We start from the raw sequence: 26,641 nt of genomic DNA on the forward strand, positions 1-26,641 counted from the left end.
CGGGAACATCCCGCCAGCCGAGGCAGAGGCCAACTTCTACGCGGCTCTGGAAACTGAGAACATGGCCGCGTAACTAGTCAAAATCAGCCTCCGGAAAAACCCGGCGCGGTTCACTGCGCAGGATCTGCGACGCACGTGGTCTCGGGCGGAGCGGCACTGTGGCGATGTGGATCACAAGGCCGATATGTATAAGAAACGCGACCCTGAGGCCGCGCAACTTTGTAGCAAATCCCGGGATGGGGCGAACAGCGGGCTGACCCTAGTCCTCATCCTCGTTCGAGACATCGGCAATCTCGTCCAGGGAAACGTCGCCGTCATCATCATCATCGTCCAGCAGATCATCATCGAGATCGCCGCTGTCGTTGTCGATGTCGTCATCTCCATCGAGATTGCCGGAATTCTTGGATGAATTCTTTTCGGCGACCAGAGTCTTGCCGCGCCCATCATTCAGGCTTTCCAGCGTGAACTGGTTGCCGCATGCCGGGCAGGCCATCGGATTGTTGTTCAGATCGTAGAAACGGGTTGAACAATGCGGGCACAGACGTTTCGTGCCCCATTCCTCTTTGGGCATGGTATTCTCCTTCCGCCGTGTTTAGGAAATTGGCGACCCCCTGCCACAGCGTTGGCGGGCTGTCAAAGGGTTTTGTAATTTGATGGGGCAGGGCGGCATGTCCGACAGCATCGTTCTGGGCAATGGAATCGAAGTGCGCTTGCGGCGTTCCTCGCGTGCCCGGCGCATGACCTTGCGGGTGCCGCGAGCCGGAGGAGAGGCGGTTTTGACCTTGCCGGACTCGGCCTCGCTGACGGATGGCCGTCGCTTTGCCGAGGAAAAGCGCGATTGGCTGCAATATGCGATCGCGCGGCGCCCGCTGGAACGCCGGGTCGCGCCTGGCGTCGCGGTGCCGGTGGCGGGCAGGCCGCGTGTCGTGACGCCCGCCGAATTGCCCTGTCCACGGCTTCAGGAGGACAGGCTGCTATGCCCCGCGCGCAAATCGGTTGGGCCAGTCGTAAGGGCCTTTCTGCGCCACTACGCACATCAGCAATTGCAGGGGGCCTGTGATCGCCATTCGGCGGCACTGGGGCGCGGCTATCGGGTGATCGCCCTGCGCGATACAAGATCGCGCTGGGGAAGCTGTTCGTCGGATGGCCGGTTGATGTTTTCCTGGCGGCTGGCCATGGCGCCGCCAGAGGTGCTGGATTATGTTGCTGCCCATGAGGTCGCACATCTGGCGCATATGGATCACTCGGCCCGGTTCTGGGCGCAGGTCGCGGCGCTGATGCCGGATTTCCAGGCCAGTCGCAGCTGGTTGCGCAATCATGGCAATGATCTGATGATCTGGAAATTCCGAGATTGACGGGCGCCGGATTTGTGATCACGTAAGGGCCATGACCACCACCAGATCCACGGACCCCGCCGCGCATGAGCGCCTGTATCGCAACCTGCGAAGCCGTATCATGCTGGGCGAGCTGTCGCCGGGGGTTGCGCTGACCTTGCGGGGGCTGGCGCAGGAATATCACATGTCCATGACCCCCGCGCGCGAGGCTGTGCGGCGGCTGGTGGCGGAAGGCGCGCTGACCCTGTCCGGTTCGGGACGCGTGTCGACGCCCGAATTGTCGGATGAACGGATCGAAGAGCTTGCCGCGCTCAGGGCGCTGATTGAACCGGAACTGGCGGCCCGCGCTTTGCCTCGGGCGCATTTCGCGCTGATCGAGCGTTTGGCGCAGATGAACGCACGGATTGCGGATGCGGTCGAACGTCATGATGCCGTTGGCTATATCCGCTGCAATCTGGAATTTCATCGCATGCTGTATCTGCGTGCGCAGGCACCGGCGATGTTGGCGATGTTGGAAACCATCTGGCTGCAACTGGGGCCAACGATGCGCGCCTTGTATGGTCGCGTGAAACGCAATGAGCCGCCACGTCATCACCGGATGATTCTGGCGGCCCTGAGGGCGGGGGACGAACCCGCCTTGCGTCTGGCTGTCCGGGCCGATGTCACGCATGGTTTGCGGCATTTGACATCGGCCTGACTGTATCTGCGGTGATGCTGTCGGGTGGTGGGCTTTACGGTGCCAGGTTCGACGGGATGACTCGGGCATATTTGGTGCCCTCGATCGAAGCGCCGGCCATCAGACCGGACTGGCCGAAGATCATTGCGACCACCGGATACTGAGCGGTGATCGAATCCGCGCCGACATTCAGGCCGCCACGCGGAATGGCGTAATAGGCATCCGCCCCCGCAACCCAGCCCGATGCTGCGCGGAAGGACGCAAGCGCCTGATCGGTCTGGAACACCAGCACATGGGAATATTGCTGCGCGCCGGCCTGAAAGCCGAAGGTCGCCTGCGTGGCCGAGTAATAATCGACGGTCGCGCCATTGATGCGCAACGCGCCCTGACCATATGCGCCACCCACGCCAAGTGCCGCTTCGGTCATCAGCGGCATGTACAACACGCCCTTGGAGTTCTGGATCAAGGATTCAGAGTTTGGGTAATTCTGCAAAAGGAACTGATGTGTCTGGTCGACGCGGGCGTCAAGGCGCGATGCTGCGTTATTGCCCACACCATTGCTGCAGCCCGCAAGGGCCAGTGCCGCGCCACCCGAAGCCAGCAGCGTGCGCCGGTTCATCATGTTGTATTTGCTCATTTTGTTGCCTCATACTCAGGAATGGGTTCTGCGGACCCTTTGGCGCGCAAGATACGCCAGCTTGCCATATCATGCCAGCATTTCGGCGACCGCAGGCGCGAAATAGCTGAGGATGCCGTCACAACCCGCCCGCCGGAACGACAACAGGCTTTCAAACATCGCGTCCCGCGACAGCCAGCCATTGCGGATCGCACCTTCCAGCATCGCGTATTCTCCGCTGACCTGATAGGCGAAGGTCGGCGCACCGAATTCGTCTTTGACGGCCCGGCAGATATCCAGATAGGGTTGGCCGGGCTTGACCATGACCATGTCCGCCCCCTCGGCCAGATCGCGCGCGACACAGCGCAGCGCCTCGCCGCGATTGGCGGGATTGATCTGATAAGTTTTCTTGTCGCCGACCAGTCGCCCCGAGGCCCCGACCGCATCGCGAAACGGGCCATAGAAGGCGCTGGCGAACTTGGCCGCATAGGAAAGAATGGCGACATCCTTGTGTCCGTCGGCTTCCAGCGCCATGCGTAGCGCCATGATGCGCCCGTCCATCATGTCCGACGGCCCCAGGATGTCAGCGCCGGATTCAGCCTGAACCAGCGCCATTTTCACCAATGCCTCGACAGTTTCGTCGTTCAGGATCTGGCCGTCCTTGACGATGCCGTCATGTCCGTTGGCGTTATAGGGGTCCAGTGCGATATCGGTCATGACGGCGAGGTCAGGCACGGCCTGCTTGATCGCGCGGATGGCGCGGTTGCCGATATTCTCGGGGTCCCATGCACGTTCGCAAGCCTCAGTCCTGAGGCCCTGATCCGAATGCGGAAAGACGCAGATCGCGGGAATACCCAGCCGCGCGGCCCGTTCGGCCGCCCGTTGCACGCCGTCCAGCGTCACACGTTCAACACCCGGCATCGACGCGATCTCGCCTTCGGCGCCGGCGACTTCGGTGACGAAAACCGGCCAGATCAGATTGGCGGCTGTCAGGTTCACTTCGCTGACCATCGCGCGCAGGTTTTCGGTGCGCCGCAACCGGCGCAGGCGTGTGGCGGGGAAGGGGGCGATGATCGGGCTGGCCATGTGGGCATCCTTTCGCGGCAGATATGGGAATGCGGCTGGTGCTTTCCCTTGGCGTGCTGTCGTTCTAAGGTCGTGCGCGATCAAGAACAAGGAACTGCCTCGTGCCTGAATTTGACGGTTGGATCCGACTGCTGGACAGTCGTTCGTTCGGGACGATCTGGTTCTGGCTTGCGCTGCTTGGCATGTGGTCGGCGACCGGGCGCAATGTGCTGGGCGTGCCGAGCGAAGTATTGCAGCAGGCGCGGCGGGCCCAATCCGCCGGCGAACCGGAACATCCGGCCGTGATCACTCTGCTGGACTGGCTGTCGCTGACTTTGCCGCGCTGGCTGCTGGGCGCGCAAGAGGGAACGTTTTTCCTGGCCGTGACCTCTTTCCTGATGACAAGCATCGCGATCCTTGGTTTTGGCTATGGTCTTGAATTGGCCCAGGCATTGACGTTGCTGCTGTTGCCATTCCTGATTCTGTTCTGGTTGCGGGTGCGTCTGGCGCGCAGCCTTGCTCCCTTGCTGGAATCCGGGCAATCCGGCGACCGGCCATTGTCCGGGGTCGCCGCGGATGCCGCACAGCGCATGACCCGCCATCGCAGGCTGGTTTCGATGATGTCGGTGCTTTCGGTCGCACTGACGGCGGCATGGGGTACTTTGTGGGCTTTGACCCATCCCAACGGGCTGTAACGCTTGACACCGGCGCGGTTGGCTTTACCTCAACCGTCATGGCAGACCAATTGATCCTCTCCGGTGCCCCCGAAGGCTATGATGCGGCCCTGATCGCGAATGAGGCCGCCCGCGGCCAGCCGGTCATACATATCGCCCGCGATGATCGTCGCATGGCGGCGATGCGCGCGGCACTGGGTTTCCTTGCGCCATCTCTGGCGGTGCTCGACTTTCCGTCATGGGATACCACGCCCTATGACCGTGTTTCACCCGCCCCCGAGGTTCAGGCCGCGCGGATGGCCACGCTTGCGGGTTTGGCGCAGGGTGTCATCAAGGGACCATTTGTCCTGTTGACCACGTTGAACGGCGCAATGCAGCGGGTGCCGGCCCGAAATCTGGTTACGGGGGCAAGTTTCGCGGCAAGGGTCGGTGATCGCATTGATGAATCCGGCCTGCGATCCTTTCTGGTGCGGATGGGTTTTGTACAGTCGCCCACGGTGACCGAACCCGGCGATTATGCCGTGCGGGGCGGGATCATCGACATCTATCCCCCCGGCGAAGCGGGACCGGTGCGGTTGGATCTGTTCGGCGATGTTCTGGACGGGGCGCGCCGATTTGATCCGGTGACGCAGCGCACCACGGAAAAACTGTCGCGTGTCGAAATCGCCCCAATGTCCGAGGTGATTCTGGACGAACCGGCCATCACACGGTTTCGCCAGAATTATCGGGCGGAATATGGCGGTGGCACCAATGACCCGCTGTACGAAGGCGTCAGTGCCGGCCAGAAAATGGCCGGGATGGAGCATTGGTTGCCCTGGTTTCATGAGCAGATGGAAAGCCTGTTCGACTACCTGCCCGACGCGTCCGTCGTTCTGGATGACCACGTCAATCAGGTCATCACCGCGCGCCGTGAGATGATCGAAGAGCAATATGGCGCGCGCCGTGCTGCCATGGCCGCCAAAGGGCGCAATGATACAGTGTACAAGCCGGTTCCGCCGGATCAGATGTTCCCGCCGGAAGATGAATGGCAGGCGTGGCTGGCCAATCATCGCCGCCTCAGGCTGTCGGTTCTGGCCCAGCCGCCGGGGCCGGCGGTTCTGGACGCCGGTGGGCGACCGGGACGAAATTTCGCCCCTGAACGACAGGCGGAATCAATCAACCTGTTCAAAGAATTATCTGATCATATTAAGGCAGTTTCAAAGGACGGGCGGGTCGTCATCGCCAGCTTTTCCGAAGGTGCCAGAGACAGGCTGAGCGGATTGCTGGCCGATGAGGGGCTTGGGGGGCTTCGGAAGATTTCCGATATTCGCGACCTTCCCGACGCACCCGGCAGTATCGGGTTGTCGGTCTGGCCGCTTGAAGAAGGTTTTGTCGCTTCGGGACGGGCGCTTGGCAGGATCGCGGTGATTTCCGAACAGGATGTTCTGGGCGATCGCTTGATCCGTGGCGCCAGAAAACGCCGCCGCGCCGAGAACTTCCTTCAAGACACGACCAGCCTGACACCTGGCGATCTGGTCGTTCATGTCGAACATGGGATCGGTCGCTATAACGGGTTGGAGACGATCACGGCGGCTGGTGTGCCCCATGATTGCGTTGCGCTGGAATATGCCGGAGGGGACAGGCTGTTCCTGCCGGTCGAAAATATCGAACTGCTCAGCCGATATGGACATGAAGCGGGGCTGTTGGACAAGCTTGGCGGCGGTGCGTGGCAGGCTCGCAAGGCCCGGCTGAAGGAACGCATCCGCCTGATTGCCGACAAGCTGATGCGGGTCGCCGCCGAACGCCTGTTGCGCCCCGCGCCGGTGCTTGAACCCGAAGAACATGACTGGCAAGCGTTTTCCGCGCGCTTCCCATATAGTGAAACCGAAGATCAGGCCGCTGCGATCGAGGACGTCCTGGAAGATCTTTCTGTTGGGCGGCCGATGGACAGGCTGGTCGTGGGGGATGTGGGCTTTGGCAAGACCGAGGTCGCGATGCGCGCGGCTTTTGTCGCGGCGTCACAGGGCAAGCAGGTGGCGGTGGTCGCGCCAACGACCTTGTTGGCCCGGCAGCATTTCAAGTCATTCGCTGACCGTTTTCGCGGCACCGCCATCAATGTCCGTGCGTTGTCGCGATTCGTTCCGGCTAAGGAAGCTGCGCAAACCCGTGCGGGCCTGGCTGACGGTTCGGTAGATGTCGTTGTGGGCACGCATGCCGTGCTGGCCAAGCAGGTGCGTTTCAAGGATCTGGGCCTGCTGGTCATCGACGAAGAGCAGCATTTCGGGGTTGCCCACAAGGAACGGCTCAAGGAGTTGCGCAGCGATATTCACGTTCTGACCCTGACGGCGACCCCGATCCCGCGAACATTGCAACTGTCGTTGACCGGCGTGCGCGATCTTTCGGTCATCGGCACACCTCCGGTCGATCGATTGGCAATTCGCACCTATTCCAGTGAATACGATTCGGTCACCATCCGCGAGGCCCTGCTGCGCGAGAAGTTTCGCGGTGGGCAAAGCTTCTTCGTGGTTCCCCGTCTGTCGGATCTGCCAGAGGTTCAGGACTGGCTGGCCGAGAACGTGCCCGAGGTCAGCTTTATCGTTGCCCATGGCCAGCTGGCCGCCGGTGATCTGGATCAGCGGATGAACGCGTTCTACGATGGCAGCCATGATGTGTTGCTGGCCACGACGATTGTCGAATCGGGGCTGGATATTCCGACTGCGAACACAATGGTCGTCTGGCGCGCCGATATGTTCGGTCTGTCGCAACTGTATCAGATTCGCGGTCGGGTCGGGCGTTCGAAAACGCGTGCTTATTGCTACCTGACGACAAAGCCGCGCAGCCCGTTGACGCCGCAGGCCATTCGGCGGCTGAAATTCCTGGGATCGATTGACGGTCTGGGCGCAGGGTTCAATCTGGCTTCGCAGGATCTTGATCTGCGCGGGGCAGGGAACCTGTTGGGCGAGGAACAGTCGGGCCATATTAAGGAGGTCGGTTTCGAACTGTATCAGGCCATGCTTGAGGAAACGATTGCCAAGCTGAAATCGGGTGAAATCGAAGGCACGCCCGAAGATGAATGGGCACCTCAGCTGAATCTGGGCGTTCCGGTGACGATCCCGGAAAGCTTTGTTCCGGATCTGGATGTCCGGCTTGGCCTGTATCGGCGGCTGGCCGAGTTGACCACCAAGGTCGAGCTGGAAGGCTTCGCCGCCGAATTGATCGACCGCTTTGGCGCATTGCCAAAAGAGGTCAATACCTTGTTGCTGGTGATCAGGATCAAGGCGATGGCCAAGCGTGCCTGTATTGCGCGGTTGGATGCTGGGCCGAAGGGGGCGACAATTCAGTTCCACGGCGATAAGTTCCCCAATCCTGCGGGCCTGGTCGAGTTTCTGACCGATCAGCGCGGACAGGCGAAGGTGACCGACAACAAGATCGTTGTGCGCCGCGATTGGGCAACGGATGCAGATCGGATCAAGGGGGCGTTTGCTATTGCACGCGATCTGGCGGTCAAGGCCAAGGGCAAGGGCAAGGCGAAGGCAAAAACGTGAGCGGGCTTATCCGGTTCGATCGGGGACCATTGCCCGAGGGCAGTGAGTTCGTCGCCCCTCAGGCGATCATCCGCGCCGATACCCCGGCGGGCGTCCTGCCGGCCCTTGCCGCCATGGAAGCCGCGCAGGCAAGAGGGGCCTGGCTGGCGGGATATCTGTCTTACGAACTGGGATACACGCTTTCGCCCAAGCTTGCCCATCTGATGCCACCGGCCAATGACATGCCGTTGATTCTGATGGGGGTGTTTGATGGCCCGCGGGCGGCATCCGTCTTGCCGTCGCCACAAAAGGTTCGGATTGGTCCGGCGACTCCGACCTGGTCGCGCGCCCGATATGACAGTGCGATTGCACAGGTGCATCGCTATATCGAGGCCGGTGATACCTATCAGATCAACCTGACCTTCCCGATGACGGCCAAGGTCCACGGTGCGCCGCTGGCGATTTATGCGGCCCTGGGCGCGCGGCAGCCGGTGGGCGAGGGCGCATATATCGATCTGGGCGGGCCGATCGTGCTGTCACGCAGTCCGGAACTGTTCTTTTCGGTGGACGATCAACGCCGTATTCGCACGCGCCCGATGAAAGGTACGGCAGCACGCGGAACCACACCCGCGTCTGACCTTGCTGCCGCCCAGGCGCTTGCGTCCTCGGAAAAGGACCGGGCCGAGAATCTGATGATCGTGGATCTGCTGCGCAATGATATCAGCCGCGTCTGCGAACCCGGCAGCGTGCGGGTGCCATCGCTGTTTCGCATCGAAAAATACGCGACTGTCCATCAGATGACATCGACGGTCGAGGGGCAATTGACGCATAGCGCAACCTTGATTGATATTTTGCGGGCGTTGTTTCCTTGCGGCTCTATCACGGGGGCACCAAAAATCAGGTCGATGCAGATCATCGCCGAGTTGGAACAACAGCCGCGCGGGGTGTATTGTGGGGCAATCGGTTGGGTGGATCCGGCCGGACCCATGCGGTTCAGCGTCGCGATCAGGACACCTGTGCTTTCTGGCGATGGGGTATTGCGCCTGAATGTCGGTGGCGGGATAACCCATGACAGCGCTGCCGGTTCCGAATGGAGTGAAGCATTGTGCAAATCGCAATTCCTGAACCTGTCCCCGAATCCCTGACAATCATAGAGACGATGCGAGGAGAGCCGGATGGTTCGATCCGCTTACTTGATCTGCATCTGGCCCGATTGCAACATGGCTGTTCCTCGGTCGACTTTCCGCTGGATATGGCAGATTTGCATGCGGCGATCGCCGCAAATCCGTGGACATGCCTGTCGCGCGTGCGTCTGACCGTGGACATCACGGGCCGAATCGAGATTTCGGTGCAGCCATTGCCGGACAATCCGCCCGTGTGGCATGTCGCGATCTCTTCCCATCGGTTGAACAGTGCAGATCCCTGGCTGCGCATCAAATCCAGTCAACGACCGGTTTATGATGCGGCGCGGCGGGACATGGACGGCAACATTCACGAGGTTCTGTTGCTTAACGAACATGGCGAAATCTGTGAAGGCAGCATCACCAACCTGTTCGTGTGTCGCGGCGATGAATTTCTGACCCCACCCGTAAGATGCGGGCTGTTGCCCGGCGTGCTGCGACAATCACTTTTGCGGCGTGGACTGGTCCGCGAAGCGGTTCTGCGGCCCGAGGATCTGCAGGCGGGTTTTTATGTCGGGAATGCATTGCGCGGTCTGATCGCCGCAAAATTGCACAGCTGAAGAAACTGGAACCCGCCCTGATTTTTTGGGCGGGTTCCGTACAGTCAGTCAGCGGTCAGCAATGGGGTGTTCGATTTGCCGATCCGGGGGGCGTCCGGGCCCGAGATATCGAAGACGGGCTTGTCATCCTTGATCATCACGCGCACGACACCGCCTTTCGTCAAGCGCCCGAACAGAAGCTCCTCGGCCAGCGGTTTCTTGATGTTTTCCTGAATCACGCGGCCAAGCGGACGCGCACCCATTCGGTCATCATAGCCTTTTTCCGCCAGCCAGTCGGCCGCTTCGGGTGTAAGCTCGATATGGACATTTCGGTCCATGAGCTGCGCTTCAAGTTGCAGGACGAATTTCTCGACCACGTGGATGACAATATCGCGCGACAGTGGCGCAAAGCTGATGATCGCATCTAGCCGGTTGCGAAATTCCGGTGTGAACGTCCGTTCGATCGCTGCGGTATCTTCTCCCTCGCGCTTGTCACGCCCGAAGCCGATTGCCGCTTTTTGCATATCCGAAGCGCCGGCATTCGAGGTCATGATCAGGATGACATTTCGGAAATCGACTTGCCGTCCGTTGTGGTCGGTCAGGCGACCGTGATCCATGACCTGAAGCAGGATGTTGAAAACATCGGGATGCGCCTTTTCGATCTCATCCAACAGCAGCACGCAGTGAGGATGCTGATCCACGCCATCGGTCAAGAGACCGCCCTGGTCAAAGCCGACATATCCCGGCGGCGCACCGATCAGGCGGCTGACTGCGTGCTTTTCCATGTATTCCGACATGTCAAAGCGCAGCAGTTCCACACCAAGTGTCGCGGCAAGTTGCTTGGCGACTTCTGTCTTGCCCACACCGGTTGGACCAGCAAACAGATAATTGCCGATCGGCTTCTCGGGCTCGCGCAGACCGGCGCGGGACAGCTTGATCGCCGAGGCCAGCGCGGTAATCGCGGTATCCTGCCCAAAGACGACGCGTTGCAACGTCTTTTCTAGGTCGCGCAACACTTCAGCATCGCTCTTGCTGACATTCTTTGGTGGAATACGGGCGATTTTTGCAACCACCGACTCGATTTCCCTGGGGCTGATCGTCTTGCGCCGTTTGCTTTCCGCAACAAGATGTTGTGCCGCGCCCGCTTCGTCGATCACGTCAATGGCGCTGTCCGGCAGCTTGCGGTCATTGATATAGCGGCTGGCCAGTTCGACGGCGGATTTGATGGCATCATTGGTATAGCGCAGTTCGTGATGTTTTTCGAAATGCGGCTTCAAACCCATCAGGATCTTGACCGCATCCGGCACCGACGGTTCGTTCACGTCAATTTTCTGGAACCGGCGCGACAGGGCGCGGTCCTTTTCGAAATGTTGGCGGTATTCCTTGTAGGTCGTCGATCCCATGCAGCGCAGCTTGCCCCCGGCAAGAGCGGGTTTCAGCAGATTTGATGCATCCATCGCCCCGCCCGAGGTGGCCCCCGCGCCGATCACGGTATGGATTTCATCAATGAACAGGATAGCGTCGGGGTGCTGTTCCAGTTCCTTGACCACGGCCTTGAGGCGCTCTTCGAAATCCCCGCGATAGCGCGTTCCGGCCAGCAATGCGCCCATATCAAGAGAAAAGATGGTTGCGTCGGACAGGACGTCGGGGGTTTGCCCCTCGACAATTTTCTTGGCCAGCCCTTCGGCGATTGCAGTTTTGCCGACGCCCGGATCGCCGACCAGCAGCGGATTGTTCTTGCGCCGCCGGCACAGGACCTGAACCGCCCGTTCGACTTCGCTTTCGCGCCCGATCAGGGGGTCGACATCGCCCTTTTTCGACTTGGCGTTCAGGTCGACACAATATTTGCCAAGCGCGGTTTCCTCCTTGGCTTCCTGCACCGGTTCGGCCTGAGCGGATTCATCCGCCGGATCGTCGGAGCCCAAAACCTTGCGGTTTTCGTTGAATGACGGGTTCTTGGCGACGCCGTGGGCAATGAAATTCACCGCGTCATATCGCGTCATATCCAGCTCTTGCAGGAAGAAGGCGGCATTCGATTCGCGTTCGGCGAAGATTGCGACCAGCACATTCGCGCCGGTTACCTCTTGGCGGCCCGAACTTTGAACATGGATGGCCGCGCGCTGGATGACGCGCTGAAAGGCCGCTGTCGGCACCGCCTCGGAACCTTCGACATCAGTGACCAATGTCGAAAGGTCGTCCTCGATGAAATCGACAAGCAGTTTGCGCAATTCTTCCAGATCAACATTGCAGGCACGCATGACCTGAACCGCGTCAGGTTCCTCGGTCAGGGCCAGCAACAGATGTTCCAGCGTTGCAAGTTCGTGTCGTTGTTCGTTCGCCAGCGCAAGCGCCTGGTGAATGGCCTGTTCCAGGGTGTTCGAGAAACTTGGCACGGTCGTCTCCTGTCAGTCGGCTGGCGGTATGGGCAGATTTAGCGGCCCACCTGCCCAGACTGTCACGATACAGTTAAGATTTGGTGGAATTCATCCAGCATCAAGTGCTTTTTGGCCCTTGACGCCGATTTTTCCCGATTCAGATGCAGATGTGATGTCGTGTGAGGCAGATTTCAACCCTGATACACCCCGGTTGGTGCGCATGAACCGGGGTGCGTGCCAGCCATGTCGCGTCGAGGTCAGAACTCGTCCTTCATCTTGCGCAGGCGTGCAAAGACCTCGGGATCGCTTGCGCCCTGCATGTTCAGAAGCGGGCGTAACTCATTGACGCGCAAGAACGGATTGGTTGCCCGTTCCTGTTCGAGCGAGGCCGGGGCGCATGGCGCCTGCGATGCGGCCACGGCCTCCAACCTGTCTTTCAGCGCCATGTTCTCGGGGTCGACCGACAATGCGAAAGCGCCGTTGCCCCGGCAATAGTCATGCCCGGAACAGATCAAGGTCTCGCCGGGCAGAGCATTCAGCCGGGTAAGGCTTTGCCACATCATTCCGGGATCACCTTCGAACAACCTGCCGCACCCCATCGCCATCAGGCTGTCTGCCGTGAAGGCCAGCGAAGACTGGGGAAAGTGAAAGGCGATATGGCCGATTGTATGCCCGGACACGTCAAGAACGTCGACTGTTTCACCCAGAACTTCGAAACTTTCACCGGGGTTGAGCTGACGATCCAGCGGTGGCAGACGATGGCTGTCGCAAGCGGCCCCGATCACCTTGGCGCCGGTTTCGGCGACCAGTTCGGGTACGGCCTGGATATGGTCGGCGTGATGATGTGTCAGCAGGATCGCGTCCAGCGTCCAGCCGCGTGCGTCCAGTTCGGTCAGGACAGGCAGGGCCTCGGGGGCATCCACCAACGCGGTTCCGTGTTCACCATGCAGCAAATATGCGTAATTGTCCTGCAGGCAGCGCAATGTGACCAGTTCCAGTGGCATTGGCAAATCCCTTTCTCTGTGATGATGTCGAAACTGACAAAGGCAGGCGCGGGGTGCAATGCATCACGACATCGACGATCTTCGGCGGTTCTATTACCAGCGCTCTTTGGGGCGGGTGGTCCAACGTATATTGCGTGACAGGCTTTCTGCCAGATGGCAGCCGTCCTCCGGCACGGGGATGACGGTGGCGGGTTTCGGGTTCGCGGTACCGATGCTGCGGCCCTATCTGGCCGAATCGCGCCGCGTGACGGCGCTTATGCCGGGGCCGCAGGGGGTCATGGCTTGGCCTGCGGGTATGGCCAATCACAGCGTGCTTTGTGACGAAACGGCCTGGCCGATCGAGACGGGCAGCGTTGACCGGCTGGTGATGCTGCACGGGCTAGAGACCAGCGATCACCCGGCGGCCTTGCTGGCCGAGGCCTGGCGGGTGCTGGGCCCGGGAGGGCGGATGATGATCATGGTGCCCAATCGCGCCGGGCTATGGGCGGCATCGGATCGGACACCTTTCGGATATGGCCGCAGCTATACCGCCGGACAGATCGAGGCACAGACCCGAGCCGCCGGTTTCGTCACCGAGTGGCAGGGCTCGGCGGTGTATATCCCGCCGTCCGATCGGCGATTCTGGCTGCGCAGCGCACAGATGTGGGAAAGGACGGGGGCCAGGATCAGTCGTGTGCTGATTGCGGGGGTCGCCCTTGTCGAACTGTCCAAGCAGGCGCGCGCGCCCGTCGGACCAACGTTGAAAGTGCATGTTCCCAACCCCTTGGAGATCCTTGACGGGGTGGGGCTGGGCCGCCCGATCGGCACACCGACTCGGCGCGATATGCCGCCCGCACAACGTTGGTTGCGGCGCTGAACGTGCTACTGCGACCTATTCGACACAGTTCCCAAACCTGTCCATAAGGTGATGTATGAGATAGGCGGAAAATCGCCTATACTGACCGAGTGGTAAGTTTTTAAACGGTGTAGTGTCATGTGTGCAGTTTGCGTTTCGCCGGTATCGGAAAGCTGGCCGATCTTCATTCTTTGCGATGCCGGGGTTCAGCGTCGCGAAGGTCAACTAACCGAGACCCTGCGATCCCATCGAATTCCGTTTCGTGTATTGGAGACGGTGCGGGGGGCTTCTCCGGTCGGGGGCCGGGCCCGTTTGCATAGACGGGCCTGGCGGGCGATCCGGGGCGATGATCTGCCCGGAGCGATCATCATCGAGGACGGGGCGCGCCTGTCCCCGGATTTTGTGAATTTCATGTCTTGTGGCGGATATCTTCACGCTGATCTGACCCAGCTTTGTCACGGCAATGGGCGTGTCTGGCGGTGGGGTGGCTGCAATGCGGCTGACGGGGTCAGACTGCGTCCATTGGCGGCCAGCACTGGGCTGGCATCGGGTTATGCCCTGTCGCGTCGGGGTGCCGCGCATCTGTTGCGCGCCTACCGGGCCAGCGCGGATGTCGCCGGTCATGAAGAAACCGCGGCGCAGGCGCTGACCGCCGACTGGCCTTGCGATGTGTCGCGAATGGGGGCGCTGGTTTCCGTGCCTGCGCTTGTCGAGGCGCCGCAATGGCTGGCCGAGGCATCGCCCAGGCCCGAACCGCGCAGGGCTGTCGCCTCGGGTCAGTGGAACGATGCAGTTAACGCACGAGCCTCGGCCCCAGTCGCGCGTCACGCCCGGACAACTGGTGGTCTGCGGGCCCTGGCGCGCGAGACATTTTCGCGGGAAATGACACAGGGTATCTGAACGGGGCATTTCAGGCCCGAATCTGCCCCCGACGGATCGTCTCCATGGCAGTGGTGGCGATCCGTTTTCATACGTACCTGCGACAGCCTGCCGCACCCCCGGCTGCGAAGGGTGGACCTAATGCGCGACATTCACATGAAAAAACGATGTCACAGTTCGACAATCGCTCTCATTTCCGTGTGCTTGACTGTTGCCCGAGCTGAAATCACCTGCTAGAGACGCCGCAGAATTCAGGACGGCCCTCCAAAAGCCGTGCGACCGCGACCCGCTCCCCGCGACTGACCGGACATAAGCCCGGCCCGCCAGCGGGGATTGCGCTAACCGTAAAGGATGACCGTGGCCAACTCCATTTCCATGTCCCAGAGCATCGCCGGGCGTTATGCACAGGCTGTCTTTGACATCGTGAATGACGAAGGAGGGCTGGATACGCTGGCCCAACAGCTTGATGACCTCGATGTTGCGCTGAATGACAGTGCAGATCTGCGTAACCTTATCTCTTCACCTTTGTATACGCGCCAGCAACAAGGTGATGCGATTGCCGCCATCGTGGGTAAAATGCAGCTTTCGTCGACCCTGGCGAATACGCTGAAGCTTATGGCGCAGAACCGCCGCCTGTTCGTGCTGCCTCAGCTGGTCAAGGGCCTGCAGGGCCTGATCGCCGAGCATCGCGGGGAAGTTGTTGCCGATGTCACCAGCGCCATCGAATTGAGCAAGGAACAGCAGGGCCGCCTGCGCGACACGCTTGCCGAAAAGACCGGCAAGACGGTCAAACTGAATACCCGCGTCGATGAGGCACTTATCGGCGGGATGATTGTCAAGATGGGCTCGCAGATGATCGACAGTTCGGTCCGCTCGAAGCTCGCCTCCCTCCAGAATGCTATGAAAGAGGTCGGATAATGGGAATCCAGGCAGCCGAAATTTCGGCGATCCTCAAGGATCAGATCAAGAATTTCGGTCAGGAGGCCGAGGTGGCCGAAGTTGGCCAGGTTCTTTCCGTAGGGGACGGTATTGCCCGCGTCTATGGTCTGGACAAGGTTCAGGCCGGTGAAATGGTTGAATTTCCGGGCGGCGTCCGGGGCATGGTGCTGAACCTCGAAACCGACAATGTCGGTGTCGTGATCTTCGGCGATGACCGTTCGATCAAGGAAGGCGATACGGTCAAGCGCACCCGCTCGATCGTGGACGTTCCGGTTGGCAAGGCTCTGCTCGGCCGCGTCGTCGACGCCCTGGGCAACCCGATCGACGGCAAAGGCCCGATCGAAACCGAAACCCGCGCCGTCGCAGACGTAAAGGCACCGGGCATCATGCCGCGGAAATCGGTTCATGAACCGATGGCGACCGGCATGAAAGCCATCGACGCCATGATCCCCGTCGGTCGTGGCCAGCGCGAGCTGATCATTGGTGACCGTCAGACCGGCAAGACCGCGATCGCGCTCGACACCATCCTGAACCAAAAGAACTATAACGGTCGCGAAGAAGACGGCATGAAGTCGCTGTATTGCGTCTATGTCGCCGTTGGACAAAAGCGTTCGACCGTTGCACAGCTGGTGAAGAAGCTGGAAGAAACCGGCGCGATGGAATACTCGATCGTCGTCGCCGCAACCGCATCGGACCCCGCGCCGATGCAGTTCCTGGCACCCTATTCGGCAACTGCCATGGGCGAATATTTCCGTGACAACGGCATGGACGCGCTGATGATCTATGACGACCTGTCCAAGCAGGCCGTTGCCTATCGCCAGATGTCGCTGCTGCTGCGCCGTCCGCCCGGCCGCGAAGCTTACCCGGGTGACGTTTTCTACCTGCACTCGCGTCTGCTGGAACGTTCGGCAAAGCTGAACGAGGAATATGGCGCTGGCTCGCTGACGGCTCTGCCGATCATCGAAACTCAGGGCGGCGACGTCTCGGCCTTTATTCCGACCAACGTGATCTCGATCACCGACGGCCAGATCTTCCTTGAGACCGAACTGTTCTTCCAGGGCATCCGCCCGGCCGTGAATACCGGTCTGTCGGTCAGCCGCGTGGGTTCGTCGGCACAGACCAAGGCGATGAAATCGGTCGCAGGTCCGGTCAAGCTGGAACTGGCGCAGTATCGCGAAATGGCGGCCTTTGCCCAATTCGGTTCGGATCTTGATGCCGCGACCCAGCGTCTTTTGAACCGTGGTGCGCGCCTGACCGAGCTGATGAAACAGCCGCAGTATCGCCCGCTGACCAACGCTGAAATCGTGATCGTGATCTATGCCGGTACCAAAGGCTATATCGACAACGTTCCGGTTCGCGAGGTCGTCGCGTGGGAAGATGGCTTGCTGCAGTTCCTGCGCAACCAGAAATCGGATCTTCTGGACGATATGACCAAGAATGACCGCAAGGTCGCCGGTGATCTGGAAGACGCAATCAAGGCCGCGTTGGACGAATACAACAACGCACGCGCCTGAGAGGGGGAATAGATGCCCAGTCTCAAGGATCTTAAAAACCGGATCGGAAGCGTCAAGAACACGCGGAAGATCACCAAGGCGATGCAAATGGTCGCTGCGGCCAAACTGCGCCGTGCGCAGGAGGCCGCAGAGGCCGCGCGTCCCTATGCGGACCGTATGGCCGCGGTGATGGCCGGTCTGACCGCGAATGCGGCCGGATCGGAAAGCGCACCGCGTCTTCTGGCCGGAACCGGTGCGGATCAGAAACACTTGCTTGTCGTCATGACCGCCGAACGCGGTCTTGCCGGTGGCTTCAACAGCTCGATCGTCAAGCTGGCACGCCAGCACGCCGAAAAGCTGCGGGGGCAGGGCAAGGATGTCACGATCCTGACCGTCGGCAAGAAGGGCCGCGAACAGTTGAAGCGCGATTACGGCGATGCGTTCGTCAATCACGTCGATCTGTCCGAGGTGAAGCGGGTTGGCTATGAGAACGCGCGCGCAATCGCGGACGAGGTTCTGGACCGGTTCGAAGCGGGCGAATTTGATATCGCTACGATCTTCTACAACCGTTTCGAATCGGTGATCAGCCAGATCCCGACGGCACGTCAGGTCATTCCTGCCGAGGCCCCGCAGGCTGACGCGGTCGATGTGTCCGCGCTGTATGATTACGAGCCCGGCGAAGAGGCCCTGTTGGCCGATTTGCTGCCGCGCTCGGTTGCGACGCAGATCTTCGCGGCGCTTCTGGAAAATGCGGCGTCCGAACAGGGCGCGCGGATGAGTGCAATGGACAACGCCACGCGCAACGCTGGCGACATGATCGACAGGCTGACGACCGAATACAACCGGACACGTCAAGCAGCGATCACCAAGGAACTCATCGAAATCATTTCGGGCGCCGAGGCGCTCTGACCGTAACGCAGAGGTGACAACATGGCAGAGGCCACTGGTAAAATCACGCAGGTGATCGGCGCCGTCGTAGACGTGCAGTTCGAAAACAGCCTGCCGGCGATTCTGAACGCGCTGGTAACCGACAACAACGGCAAGAAGCTGGTGATGGAAGTTGCTCAGCATCTTGGCGAAAACACCGTTCGCGCCATTGCAATGGACTCGACCGAAGGTCTGGTTCGTGGCGAGGGCGTGACCGATACCGGCGGACCGATCAACGTTCCCGTCGGTGACGCGACCCTGGGCCGCATCATCAACGTCGTCGGGGAACCCGTCGACGAAGGCGCTGCGATCGAAAGCAGCGAAACCCGCGCTATCCACCAGCCCGCCCCCGATTTCGCGGCGCAGGCGACCAGCTCGGAAATCCTGGTGACCGGCATCAAGGTTATCGACCTGCTGGCGCCTTATTCCAAGGGCGGCAAGATCGGGCTGTTCGGCGGTGCTGGCGTCGGCAAGACCGTTCTGATCATGGAACTGATCAACAACATCGCAAAAGTGCACTCGGGTTATTCGGTGTTCGCGGGTGTCGGTGAACGGACCCGTGAAGGAAACGACCTCTATCACGAGATGGTCGAATCCGGCGTTATCAAACCCGACAATCTGCCGGAATCGCAGGTTGCGCTGGTGTACGGTCAGATGAACGAACCTCCGGGTGCGCGTATGCGTGTCGCCCTGACCGGTCTGACCCTGGCCGAGCAGTTCCGTGACACGACCGGGACCGACGTTCTGTTCTTCGTGGACAACATCTTCCGCTTTACGCAGGCGGGTTCCGAGGTGTCGGCACTTCTGGGCCGTATTCCTTCGGCCGTGGGTTACCAGCCGACGCTGGCCACCGACATGGGTGCGATGCAGGAACGCATCACCTCGACCAAGAACGGCTCGATCACCTCGATCCAGGCCGTTTACGTTCCGGCCGATGACTTGACCGACCCGGCACCGGCAACGACCTTTGCCCACCTTGACGCCACGACCGTTCTGTCGCGTGCGATTTCGGAACTGGGCATCTATCCGGCCGTTGACCCGCTGGACTCGAACAGCCGGATCCTTGATCCCGGCGTTGTCGGTGAAGAGCATTATCAGGTGGCGCGCGACGTGCAGGGCATCCTGCAGAAATACAAGTCGCTGCAGGACATCATCGCCATTCTGGGCATGGACGAACTGTCGGAAGAAGACAAACTGACCGTGGCCCGCGCGCGCAAGATCCAGCGCTTCCTGTCGCAACCTTTCGACGTTGCGAAGGTCTTCACCGGTTCGGATGGTGTTCAGGTTCCGCTGGAAAAAACCATCGCTTCGTTCAAGGCAGTCGTGGCCGGTGAATATGACCACCTGCCGGAATCGGCCTTCTACATGGTCGGTGACATCGACGATGTGAAAGCCAAAGCCGAGCGTCTCGCGGCAGAAGCCGCGTAAGGGGGCAAAATGGCCGATACCATGCAGTTCGACCTCGTGTCGCCCGAACGGAGCCTTGTCTCCGTTCAGGTGCGCGAGGTGCGCCTGCCGGGCACTGACGGCGATCTGACCGCCATGCCGGGCCATGCGCCGACGATCGTGACCCTGCGCCCGGGCATCGTGACGGTTCTTGCCAGTGACGGCAATGCGACCGAATATGCGGTGACCGGCGGCTTTGCAGAGATCAATCACGGGTCTGTCAGCCTGTTGGCCGAGCGCGGGCACCCGCGCGAGGAAATGACGCAAGAGGTCTTCAACGACATGATGGCTGATGCGCACCGCAAGAAAAAAGCGGTCGAGCAAAAGCACGAGAGCGTCGGAGAAGAGATCGTGACAGCAGCTGTCAAGCTGCTGGCCGACATGGAAGCCCTTGGCACCCATGTCGGGCTGGACCCCAATCAGGCCAGCGTTCCCGACTGATCGCGATCTTTAGGTCTGATTTTCATGAACTCATTGCCCCGGCACGCGTGCCGGGGCTTTTGCGTATGGGCCAAGCTATTATATCCTTCCGGGCAGGAGGAACCCGATGCAGCAATTCAGCCATAGCGCGGTCGCCGTGACACAGGGCAGCGTGATGATGTTCAGTGCCTTTGAGGATGGTGGCATCATGTGGAGCGGCAGCGGCCCCCGGATAGAGCGTAGCAAAGTGGTTTTCTCAAGGCCGTTCATTTCGCGTCCGGTGGTTCATGTCTCATTGGGGATGTGGGACATCGACGGCGCGCAGAACCAGCGCGCCGATATTTCTGCCGAGAATATAGAGGCAACCGGGTTCGAAATCGTTTTTCGCACCTGGGGTGATACCCGGGTCGCGCGGGTGCGTGCCGAATGGCTGGCCATCGGGGCGATGCGCCACGAAGACGATTTCGATCTTTGACGATGCGGATCAGGCCTGAAGGTCAGGCGCGATCCAGGTTCAGGTTGATCAGCCCCGCTACTTCGTCAGCATGGGTGATGGGCAGCATATGTCCCGCGTTCGGCACCGAGGCCCTGCCGACATCGGGCAGGCGTGCAGCCAGGGAATCCGCGATTGCGTGAATCACCGGCGGAGAGTTTTCACCCGAAATGAACAGGACAGGGGCGTCAATTCCCTCGAGGCCGTCGGGGCGCAGGATATTGGCATTGTCATGGGACAGGGTCTGTCCAGCGGCATGAACAAGATGGATACGTTCCTGCATTTGGTCCTGCATCCGGGCAGGCAATTGATCATAACCCTGCGCGCCCCAAGTCGCCAGAAATGAGCGGGTCGCCTGCTCGGTGTTTCCGGATGCAATCAACCGATCCATTTCAGCGTCCCGGACGGCCTGTTGAGCATCCGAGGCGGCCGCGAACAGGACCGGTTCGATAAGGGTCAGGCTTCGGACCGCTTCGGGTGCGGCAACGGCAATACGCAATGCTATGGTTGCGCCCATGCTGTGGCCGATCAGGTCCAGCGGTCGCTCAATGAAGCTGGCCGCGATGCGCGTTGCTGCCGTATGATAATCGGGGTCGTCGGCACCCGGTTGCCAATCGTCGCTGTTCCCGTGGCCTGGCAGGTCGAAACCTTGCATATCCACGCGCCCGTCGAGGCGCTTGGCGATTGCCCCCCAATAGCTGCCACTTGCCAGCATGCAATGCAGCGCAAGTGCCGGTCGATCGGGGTCGCCGGCCCAGTGTCGTGTGTGAATGCCGGTCATAGGTTGCCCAGATGCCTGTCCAGCAGGTCAAGCCGGTCTTGTCCCCAGAAACGCTGTCCGCTTTCACGAACGACATAGAAAGGGGCTCCGAACGCGCCATCCTCGACGGCCTGTTCCAGATTGCGTTCATAGGTTTCGGCGCCGACCAATAGCCCCGTATCCGCCAGTTGCGGATCATAGCCGTTGGCTGACAGGATCTCGCGAATCACCTGATCATCGCTGATATCGCGCTGCTCTGCCCAAACCGCTTTCAGAAAACCTTGAACCAGAGCGCCGGTATTCGTGGGATCGGCTTTCTGCGCGGCGATGACCGCATAGGATGACGGCGCTGCATTCACGGGCCAGAACGCGGGTTTCAGATGGAAGGGCATTTGCAGGACTTCCGCCCACCGGGTCAATTCCTGTGCGCGATACTCCAGCCGGCTCGGGTGCCGGTCGGCAGGTGGCGTGCCACCGGTGCGTGAGAACAGCTGCAACAGGTCCACGGGTTTGTAGTTGACCTTCGCGCCATGCCTGGCGGCGAGTTCTTCGAGCCGGTTCGCCGCCAAATAGCAATATGGGCTGATTGTCCCCAGATAATAGTCGATGTTAGCCATAACGACAGTCCTTGTTCATTTGCCCGCAGGCTACCCGGGTGCTAATGGCTGTGCAATCCGACGAATCCTGCCAAAGGCCTGCCACATGCCCGTCATGACCGAACCCAAGCTGATTTCAGGAAATGCGAACAAGGCGCTTGCCGCGTCTATCGCCCGACGCATGTCGATGCACCGGGGGATGAATGTCAGCCTGTGCGATGCGCGGGTCGAGCGTTTCAACGATCAGGAAATCTTTGTCGAAGTGTACGAGAATGTGCGCGGAGAAGACATGTATATCATTCAGCCGACTTCGAACCCGGCGAATGACAACCTTATGGAACTTTTGATCATGGCCGATGCGCTGAAACGGTCGTCGGCCGCGCGCATCACGGCGGTGATTCCCTATTTTGGTTACGCGCGCCAGGACCGTCGGGCCAAGGCGCGCACCCCGATCAGCGCCAAGCTGGTCGCGAATCTTCTGACCGAGGCTGGCATCGACCGCATTCTGACCCTGGATCTGCACGCGGCGCAGATTCAGGGCTTTTTCGATATTCCCGTCGACAACCTCTATGCGGCACCGGTTTTCGCGCTTGATATTCAGCATCACTTCAAGGGGCGCATGGATGATCTGATGGTCGTTTCTCCCGATGTGGGCGGTGTTGCCCGTGCGCGTGAACTGGCTGCCCGGATCGGCGCACCGCTGTCGATCGTGGACAAGCGCCGTGAAAAGGCTGGTGAGGTCGCCGAGATGACCGTGATCGGTGATGTTTCGGGCAAAGCCTGCATTATCGTTGACGATATGTGCGATACCGCCGGCACGCTGTGCAAGGCCGCGCAGGTCTTGACCGATAGCGGCGCGACCGAGGTTCATGCCTATATCACCCATGGCGTTCTGTCTGGCCCGGCGGTCGAGCGGGTGTCGAAATCGGTGATGAAATCTTTGGTGATCACCGATTCAATTCATCCGACCGAGGCGGTCAAGGCCGCTCCGAATATTCGCATCGTGCCAAGCGCACCGATGTTCACGCAGGCGATTCTGAATATCTGGAATGGCACGTCGGTCAGCTCGCTTTTCGAAACCGACACGCTGCTGCCGATATACGAAGGGCTGTATTCAACCACCTAGGTTGACGTGGCTGACGAGGCCAGACGGGGCAGGGGCATTGGTCCGCTGCCCCTTTTTCATAGGTGTCAACGCGATGCGCCATACCAAATTTTGTGGAAAAGGGTGAGAGGCTGGACAGCGACCCAAGCGGGGCTCGTTGCGGCTGCTTCCTTCCGGACCTGACCGGGTTGGCGAGGCGCCTGCCCGCGCCAACCTCTCGCGGGGACAGATAGGACGGCGCGCGCCGCGATGCAACCCCTTCGCGCAATTACAGATGAAGCCGTAACGATTGAAATCCGTCGGGGGTGGTGCCCAGGGTCTCGATGGGGCGACCATGATGTGCGGTCAGCGTGTCGATATGTTTCAGAACACCCGGCCCGGTGTGAAACAGCGCCGTTGCACCCGGCATTTCCGCAAAGCGCCAGTTGGCCTTTTGCATCAGGCTAAGATGACGCCTGCGCCGCACATAGTTGCGCAGGACATCGGTCATCAACGCGCGGCCTTCGCAGATCACCTCGCATTCCGCCGCGAGTGTTTCGAACAAGCCGCAGCCTGAGAGACGAAAGGAATTCGTCGCCAGGATGAAATCATCAGCTTTGCTAATGGCATGCCCGCGATGGCACAGATTCGTTATGCGCCTGGCGTGGGGATGCGCCAAGCGTCCGTCCGGGTGGTAACGGGGCGGGGCGGATAAATTGACCTGCCAGGTCACGCCGGAAACCAGATCGAAATTATAGGCCGGAAAGGCCGGGTCGATCAGCTCTGCGTCCTGGGATTCGGCGGGGATATGGTTGAACATCGACGCCGTGCGTTCCAGCCAATCGGCAAGTTGTTCGCCGGTGATGTGCAGCGCACAGATGTGATTGGGAAAACAATAGAGGTCCGAGAGGTTGCGCACCCGCAGGGGGCCGGCGGCGATGTCGGTATAGAAACCGGGGCCGCCACGCCCCCCGGCCCGATAGGGGGCGGCGGCCGAAAGGACAGGAAGATCGCGTAGGCGACTCTGGCCCAGTTTCTGCCGGATGAACCAGCGCTGTGCCATGTTGATCAACTGCGAACCGGGGTCCGCGCCGATCAACGCTCCATGACTGAATATATCGGACGTGCAGTGCCCGACGCGGTCGCCCAGATGGCGGCGGGTGGCGCGATGGGCGCGGTTGGCCATTGCGGTGACGCGTTGATCCGAGGGCGTGGCCGTATCTATGGGTTCCGCCAGGGAATGAAACCGGCGGACCCGCCACGTCCCGGTTTCGTCCAACCCAAGCTGCAGGTCGATGATGCCCAGATGCGACCCGCCATAACCGGCCATGACCGCCGGCTTTCCTGCAATTGTTCCGTTGTGCGGGGCAACGTCAGGCGTTGCAGGGATGTCGGGTCCGGGAAAGATCTGGTGAGCATGACCGGCGATCAAGGCGTCGATTCCGGGCACGTGGGCCAGCAGAGCGGTCGCATTTTCGCTGTCCCGACCGATGCCGCTATGGGCCAGCGCAATAATGATATCGGCCCCGTCCGCCTTCATGCGCGGCACGGTCTGATATGCAGTCCGAACAATATCGCTGCAGCTTGCCTGTTGGGCCAGGCGCTTGTCCCAGATCGCTGTTTGTGGGGGCAAAAAACCGATGACGCCGATGCAGAGGCTGCGTCTGATCCCGAATGTATCGATCATCTCGCGATGCAGCAGCACATAGGGCTTGAAACCCGGACCGTCACGAAAATGCATGTTTGCGGCCAGAAAGGGAAATTCGGCCTTTCCGGTGACCTGCCGCAAGAAGCGCAGCCCGTAATTGAAATCATGATTGCCAAGGGCCGCTGCGTCATAGCCCATCAGGTTCATGGCTTCGATTGCCGGATGGGCGATGTCGGGGCGCATATTCGCCAGCACATCGCCCATTGGTGTTCCCTGCAGGGTGTCGCCATTGTCAAACAGCAATGTGTTGCGTGTTTCCTGACGATGCCGTGCGATCGTGGTGGCGAGCTTTGCGAAACCCGGATGATGGCCCGGAGCATCGGCATAATAGTCATATGCCAGCACGTTCATGTGCAGATCAGTCGTCGCAAGTATGCGCAGATCGAGACGGCTGATGGGAAAGAAGTTTGGCGCCAAAGTGATTCTCATGTCGCCACGACCGTCGGGCATGCGTTTTATCCTCCGGCAGTGCCAGGTTGAAAACATTCATCAATTGCGCGCGTTCCTTGAAAACTTTAGGCATATCCCCGTCAGTAAGCAACTATAGGTTGCACAACCTTGGTGATTACATGCAGATGTGTTGCCCAGATTTATTGACCAAAAGGACAGGATCTCAGATCGGCAAGTTTCTGCCATAAGGTGGATGTGTAAAGAGTGTTTCCCGTGATGCTTGCGACTTGGTTGAACAGTTCTTGGTCTTTGGATTATGAGCATGCACATGCGGCTCATCGTCATGTTAGGGTGAGCGTCGGTAACGGGTTTTTTCCAATGAAGTTTTCAGCGCGCTTTGATGTCGATAGCACGGCACAGGAATTATTCGACATGATTGGGGATTTTCCCCGGTTTGAACGGATGTTGATGCGTCGTGGCGCCAATGTTTCCCGGATTGATCCGGCCCAAGAGCCGGGAACAGGGATGGGGTGGCATATCGGCTTCAACTGGCGGGGGCGCAATCGCGACATCCGCCTTGAGGTGACGCGCCATGACAGACCTGAAAAGCTGTCACTGGCCGGAAGCTCTGAGTCGCTGGATATCAGCATCGACGCGACCGTGATCGCGCTTAGCCGATCGCGGTCGCGTCTGATTTTCGAAACCGATATTCGCCCACGCAACATGAAGGCACGCCTGATGTTGCAGACGGCCAAGTTGGGAAAACCTCAGCTTGACCGCAAGTTCGAACGCCGCATCGCCGAATTTCTCGACGATATGCAGGCCGCCAGCTAAGTCTGTCAGACCCCGCCGTTTTCCTTTTGCCGGGCACGCAATGGATCGGCGGGATAGACGCCAAGGATATTCAGCTTCGACGTGAAATATCCAAGTTCGTCCAGGGCCAGCTTTACGTTGGAGTCTTCGGGATGGCCTTCGATATCGGCATAGAACTGGGTCGCGGTGAATACGCCGTCGACCATATAGCTTTCAAGCTTGGTCATGTTCACGCCATTGGTCGCAAAGCCGCCCATCGCCTTGTAAAGCGCGGCCGGGATGTTGCGCACCCGAAAGACAAAACTTGTCAGCATCCGTTCGGCGCGGCGGCTGAGATCGGGCTGCCGAGCCATCAGCAGGAAACGCGTGGTGTTGTTCTGGCGATCCTCGATCTCATCGGCCAGCCGATCGAGGCCGTATATCTCGCCGGCCAACGGTGCTGCCAACGCAGCCAGTGACGTCTTGCCGCGGGCGGCCACTTCCTTGGCTGATCCGGCCGTATCCGCGCCCGTGATCGCGCGAATGCCGTGTTCGCGCAGAAAACCGCGACATTGCCCCAACAGGACCGTGTGGCTCATGGCATCGGTGATGTCCGCCAGTGATGCGCCGCGCACGGCCAGAAGGCTGATGTGAACGCGCACAAATGCTTCGTCCACGATATGCAGCCCGGATTCGGGTAACAGGTGATGGATATCGGCAACGCGGCCATAGGTGGAGTTTTCGACCGGCAGCATCGCCATATCGGCCTTGCCACTGCGCACCGCATCGATCACGTCTTCGAAGGTTCGGCAGGGCAGGGGCTCCATGTCGGGACGGGCATTGCGGCAGGCCTGATGGCTGTAAGCGCCCGGCTCACCCTGAAATGCGATCCGATTTTCTGACATGGTGCGC

The 26,641-nt window shown here is 60.2% G+C and carries 25 protein-coding genes and 1 other RNA gene; 16 read left to right on the forward strand and 10 right to left on the reverse strand.

Features of this window, described 5'->3' with window-relative positions:
* Positions 1–259: 259 nt before the first annotated feature.
* Positions 260–571 (reverse strand): TIGR02300 family protein, encoded by a 312-nt coding sequence (locus tag PAF17_RS15040; RefSeq protein WP_271889926.1) that lies wholly within the window; start codon positions 569–571, stop codon positions 260–262.
* 97 nt (positions 572–668) lie between these two features.
* Here PAF17_RS15040 and PAF17_RS15045 point away from each other — a divergent pair, with 97 nt between their 5' ends.
* Both PAF17_RS15045 and PAF17_RS15050 read left to right on the forward strand, forming a co-directional pair.
* Positions 669–1,355 (forward strand): M48 family metallopeptidase, encoded by a 687-nt coding sequence (locus PAF17_RS15045; protein WP_271889927.1) that lies wholly within the window; start codon positions 669–671, stop codon positions 1,353–1,355.
* A 31-nt stretch (positions 1,356–1,386) separates the two neighbouring features.
* A complete protein-coding gene (locus PAF17_RS15050) occupies positions 1,387–2,031 on the forward strand; it encodes a GntR family transcriptional regulator (protein ID WP_271889928.1) in 645 nt (214 codons plus the stop codon).
* 34 nt (positions 2,032–2,065) lie between these two features.
* Here the strand turns inward: PAF17_RS15050 and PAF17_RS15055 are convergent, their stop codons facing one another.
* Together PAF17_RS15055 and hemB are read right to left on the reverse strand one after the other, a co-directional pair.
* Positions 2,066–2,647 carry a lipid-binding SYLF domain-containing protein gene (locus PAF17_RS15055; protein WP_271889929.1) on the reverse strand — a complete coding sequence of 194 codons (582 nt, stop codon included), beginning with the start codon at positions 2,645–2,647 and terminating at the stop codon, positions 2,066–2,068.
* A 69-nt stretch (positions 2,648–2,716) separates the two neighbouring features.
* Positions 2,717–3,712 carry a porphobilinogen synthase gene (gene hemB, locus PAF17_RS15060; RefSeq protein WP_271889930.1) on the reverse strand — a complete coding sequence of 332 codons (996 nt, stop codon included), beginning with the start codon at positions 3,710–3,712 and terminating at the stop codon, positions 2,717–2,719.
* 101 nt (positions 3,713–3,813) lie between these two features.
* Between hemB and PAF17_RS15065 the strand changes: the two genes are divergently transcribed.
* The 4 genes from PAF17_RS15065 to PAF17_RS15080 are packed head-to-tail and all read left to right on the forward strand — an operon-like array spanning position 3,814 to position 9,609.
* Positions 3,814–4,386 (forward strand): hypothetical protein, encoded by a 573-nt coding sequence (locus PAF17_RS15065; protein WP_271889931.1) that lies wholly within the window; start codon positions 3,814–3,816, stop codon positions 4,384–4,386.
* A 38-nt stretch (positions 4,387–4,424) separates the two neighbouring features.
* Positions 4,425–7,889: a transcription-repair coupling factor gene (mfd, locus tag PAF17_RS15070; protein WP_271889991.1), complete on the forward strand. Its 3,465-nt coding sequence runs from the start codon at positions 4,425–4,427 to the stop codon at positions 7,887–7,889.
* Positions 7,886–9,013: an aminodeoxychorismate synthase component I gene (locus tag PAF17_RS15075; protein ID WP_271889932.1), complete on the forward strand. Its 1,128-nt coding sequence runs from the start codon at positions 7,886–7,888 to the stop codon at positions 9,011–9,013. The genes mfd and PAF17_RS15075 overlap by 4 nt, the downstream gene beginning before the upstream one ends.
* A 14-nt stretch (positions 9,014–9,027) precedes the next feature.
* Complete coding sequence (locus PAF17_RS15080; RefSeq protein WP_271889933.1) at positions 9,028–9,609, forward strand: aminotransferase class IV; 582 nt, start codon at positions 9,028–9,030, stop codon at positions 9,607–9,609.
* Between the two features lie 44 nt (positions 9,610–9,653).
* Here the strand turns inward: PAF17_RS15080 and clpA are convergent, their stop codons facing one another.
* Together clpA and gloB are read right to left on the reverse strand one after the other, a co-directional pair.
* The gene (clpA, locus tag PAF17_RS15085) at positions 9,654–11,981 is read right to left on the reverse strand and encodes an ATP-dependent Clp protease ATP-binding subunit ClpA (RefSeq protein WP_271889934.1); all 2,328 of its coding nucleotides are present in this window, start codon (positions 11,979–11,981) and stop codon (positions 9,654–9,656) included.
* Positions 11,982–12,220: 239 nt separating this feature from the next.
* A complete protein-coding gene (gene gloB, locus PAF17_RS15090; RefSeq protein ID WP_271889935.1) occupies positions 12,221–12,967 on the reverse strand; it encodes a hydroxyacylglutathione hydrolase in 747 nt (248 codons plus the stop codon).
* Between the two features lie 58 nt (positions 12,968–13,025).
* Here gloB and PAF17_RS15095 point away from each other — a divergent pair, with 58 nt between their 5' ends.
* From PAF17_RS15095 to PAF17_RS15130, 8 genes are all read left to right on the forward strand, one after another.
* Positions 13,026–13,823, forward strand: coding sequence for a class I SAM-dependent methyltransferase (locus PAF17_RS15095; protein ID WP_271889936.1), 798 nt, complete (start codon positions 13,026–13,028; stop codon positions 13,821–13,823).
* 117 nt (positions 13,824–13,940) lie between these two features.
* Entirely contained in the window at positions 13,941–14,702 is a 762-nt protein-coding gene (locus tag PAF17_RS15100; RefSeq protein WP_271889937.1) for a glycosyltransferase family 25 protein, read from the forward strand.
* Positions 14,703–15,032: 330 nt separating this feature from the next.
* Complete coding sequence (locus PAF17_RS15105; protein WP_271889938.1) at positions 15,033–15,599, forward strand: F0F1 ATP synthase subunit delta; 567 nt, start codon at positions 15,033–15,035, stop codon at positions 15,597–15,599.
* Positions 15,599–17,134, forward strand: a complete 1,536-nt coding sequence (gene atpA, locus PAF17_RS15110) for a F0F1 ATP synthase subunit alpha (RefSeq protein ID WP_271889939.1) — start codon at positions 15,599–15,601, stop codon at positions 17,132–17,134. Before PAF17_RS15105 ends, atpA begins: the two co-directional genes overlap by 1 nt.
* A 12-nt stretch (positions 17,135–17,146) precedes the next feature.
* On the forward strand, positions 17,147–18,022 hold the full coding sequence (locus tag PAF17_RS15115; RefSeq protein WP_271889940.1) for a F0F1 ATP synthase subunit gamma: 876 nt from the start codon (positions 17,147–17,149) through the stop codon (positions 18,020–18,022).
* Between the two features lie 21 nt (positions 18,023–18,043).
* The gene (atpD, locus tag PAF17_RS15120) at positions 18,044–19,468 is read left to right on the forward strand and encodes a F0F1 ATP synthase subunit beta (RefSeq protein WP_271889941.1); all 1,425 of its coding nucleotides are present in this window, start codon (positions 18,044–18,046) and stop codon (positions 19,466–19,468) included.
* Between the two features lie 9 nt (positions 19,469–19,477).
* Positions 19,478–19,927: a F0F1 ATP synthase subunit epsilon gene (locus PAF17_RS15125; RefSeq protein WP_271889942.1), complete on the forward strand. Its 450-nt coding sequence runs from the start codon at positions 19,478–19,480 to the stop codon at positions 19,925–19,927.
* 106 nt (positions 19,928–20,033) lie between these two features.
* Positions 20,034–20,381 carry an H-type lectin domain-containing protein gene (locus PAF17_RS15130; RefSeq protein ID WP_271889943.1) on the forward strand — a complete coding sequence of 116 codons (348 nt, stop codon included), beginning with the start codon at positions 20,034–20,036 and terminating at the stop codon, positions 20,379–20,381.
* 22 nt (positions 20,382–20,403) lie between these two features.
* On the opposite strand, the gene PAF17_RS15135 is transcribed toward PAF17_RS15130, so the two are convergent.
* The gene (locus PAF17_RS15135) at positions 20,404–21,180 is read right to left on the reverse strand and encodes an alpha/beta fold hydrolase (protein WP_271889944.1); all 777 of its coding nucleotides are present in this window, start codon (positions 21,178–21,180) and stop codon (positions 20,404–20,406) included.
* Positions 21,177–21,776 (reverse strand): 2-hydroxychromene-2-carboxylate isomerase, encoded by a 600-nt coding sequence (locus PAF17_RS15140; protein WP_271889945.1) that lies wholly within the window; start codon positions 21,774–21,776, stop codon positions 21,177–21,179. The genes PAF17_RS15135 and PAF17_RS15140 overlap by 4 nt, the downstream gene beginning before the upstream one ends.
* Positions 21,777–21,861: 85 nt before the next feature.
* Here PAF17_RS15140 and PAF17_RS15145 point away from each other — a divergent pair, with 85 nt between their 5' ends.
* Positions 21,862–22,881: a ribose-phosphate pyrophosphokinase gene (locus tag PAF17_RS15145; protein ID WP_271889946.1), complete on the forward strand. Its 1,020-nt coding sequence runs from the start codon at positions 21,862–21,864 to the stop codon at positions 22,879–22,881.
* Positions 22,882–22,982: 101 nt separating this feature from the next.
* On the opposite strand, the gene ffs is transcribed toward PAF17_RS15145, so the two are convergent.
* Both ffs and PAF17_RS15155 read right to left on the reverse strand, forming a co-directional pair.
* Positions 22,983–23,079: signal recognition particle sRNA small type (ffs, locus tag PAF17_RS15150), an RNA gene on the reverse strand.
* Positions 23,080–23,128: 49 nt separating this feature from the next.
* The gene (locus tag PAF17_RS15155; protein WP_271889947.1) at positions 23,129–24,976 is read right to left on the reverse strand and encodes a bifunctional 2',3'-cyclic-nucleotide 2'-phosphodiesterase/3'-nucleotidase; all 1,848 of its coding nucleotides are present in this window, start codon (positions 24,974–24,976) and stop codon (positions 23,129–23,131) included.
* 339 nt (positions 24,977–25,315) lie between these two features.
* On the opposite strand from PAF17_RS15155, the gene PAF17_RS15160 reads away from it, so the two are divergent.
* On the forward strand, positions 25,316–25,771 hold the full coding sequence (locus PAF17_RS15160; RefSeq protein WP_271889948.1) for a hypothetical protein: 456 nt from the start codon (positions 25,316–25,318) through the stop codon (positions 25,769–25,771).
* A 5-nt stretch (positions 25,772–25,776) separates the two neighbouring features.
* Here the strand turns inward: PAF17_RS15160 and PAF17_RS15165 are convergent, their stop codons facing one another.
* Positions 25,777–26,634, reverse strand: coding sequence for a prephenate dehydratase (locus PAF17_RS15165; RefSeq protein WP_271889949.1), 858 nt, complete (start codon positions 26,632–26,634; stop codon positions 25,777–25,779).
* Positions 26,635–26,641: the final 7 nt, after the last annotated feature.

The organism is Paracoccus onchidii, assembly GCF_028294535.1.
Taxonomy (GTDB): Bacteria; Pseudomonadota; Alphaproteobacteria; order Rhodobacterales; family Rhodobacteraceae; genus Paracoccus; species Paracoccus onchidii.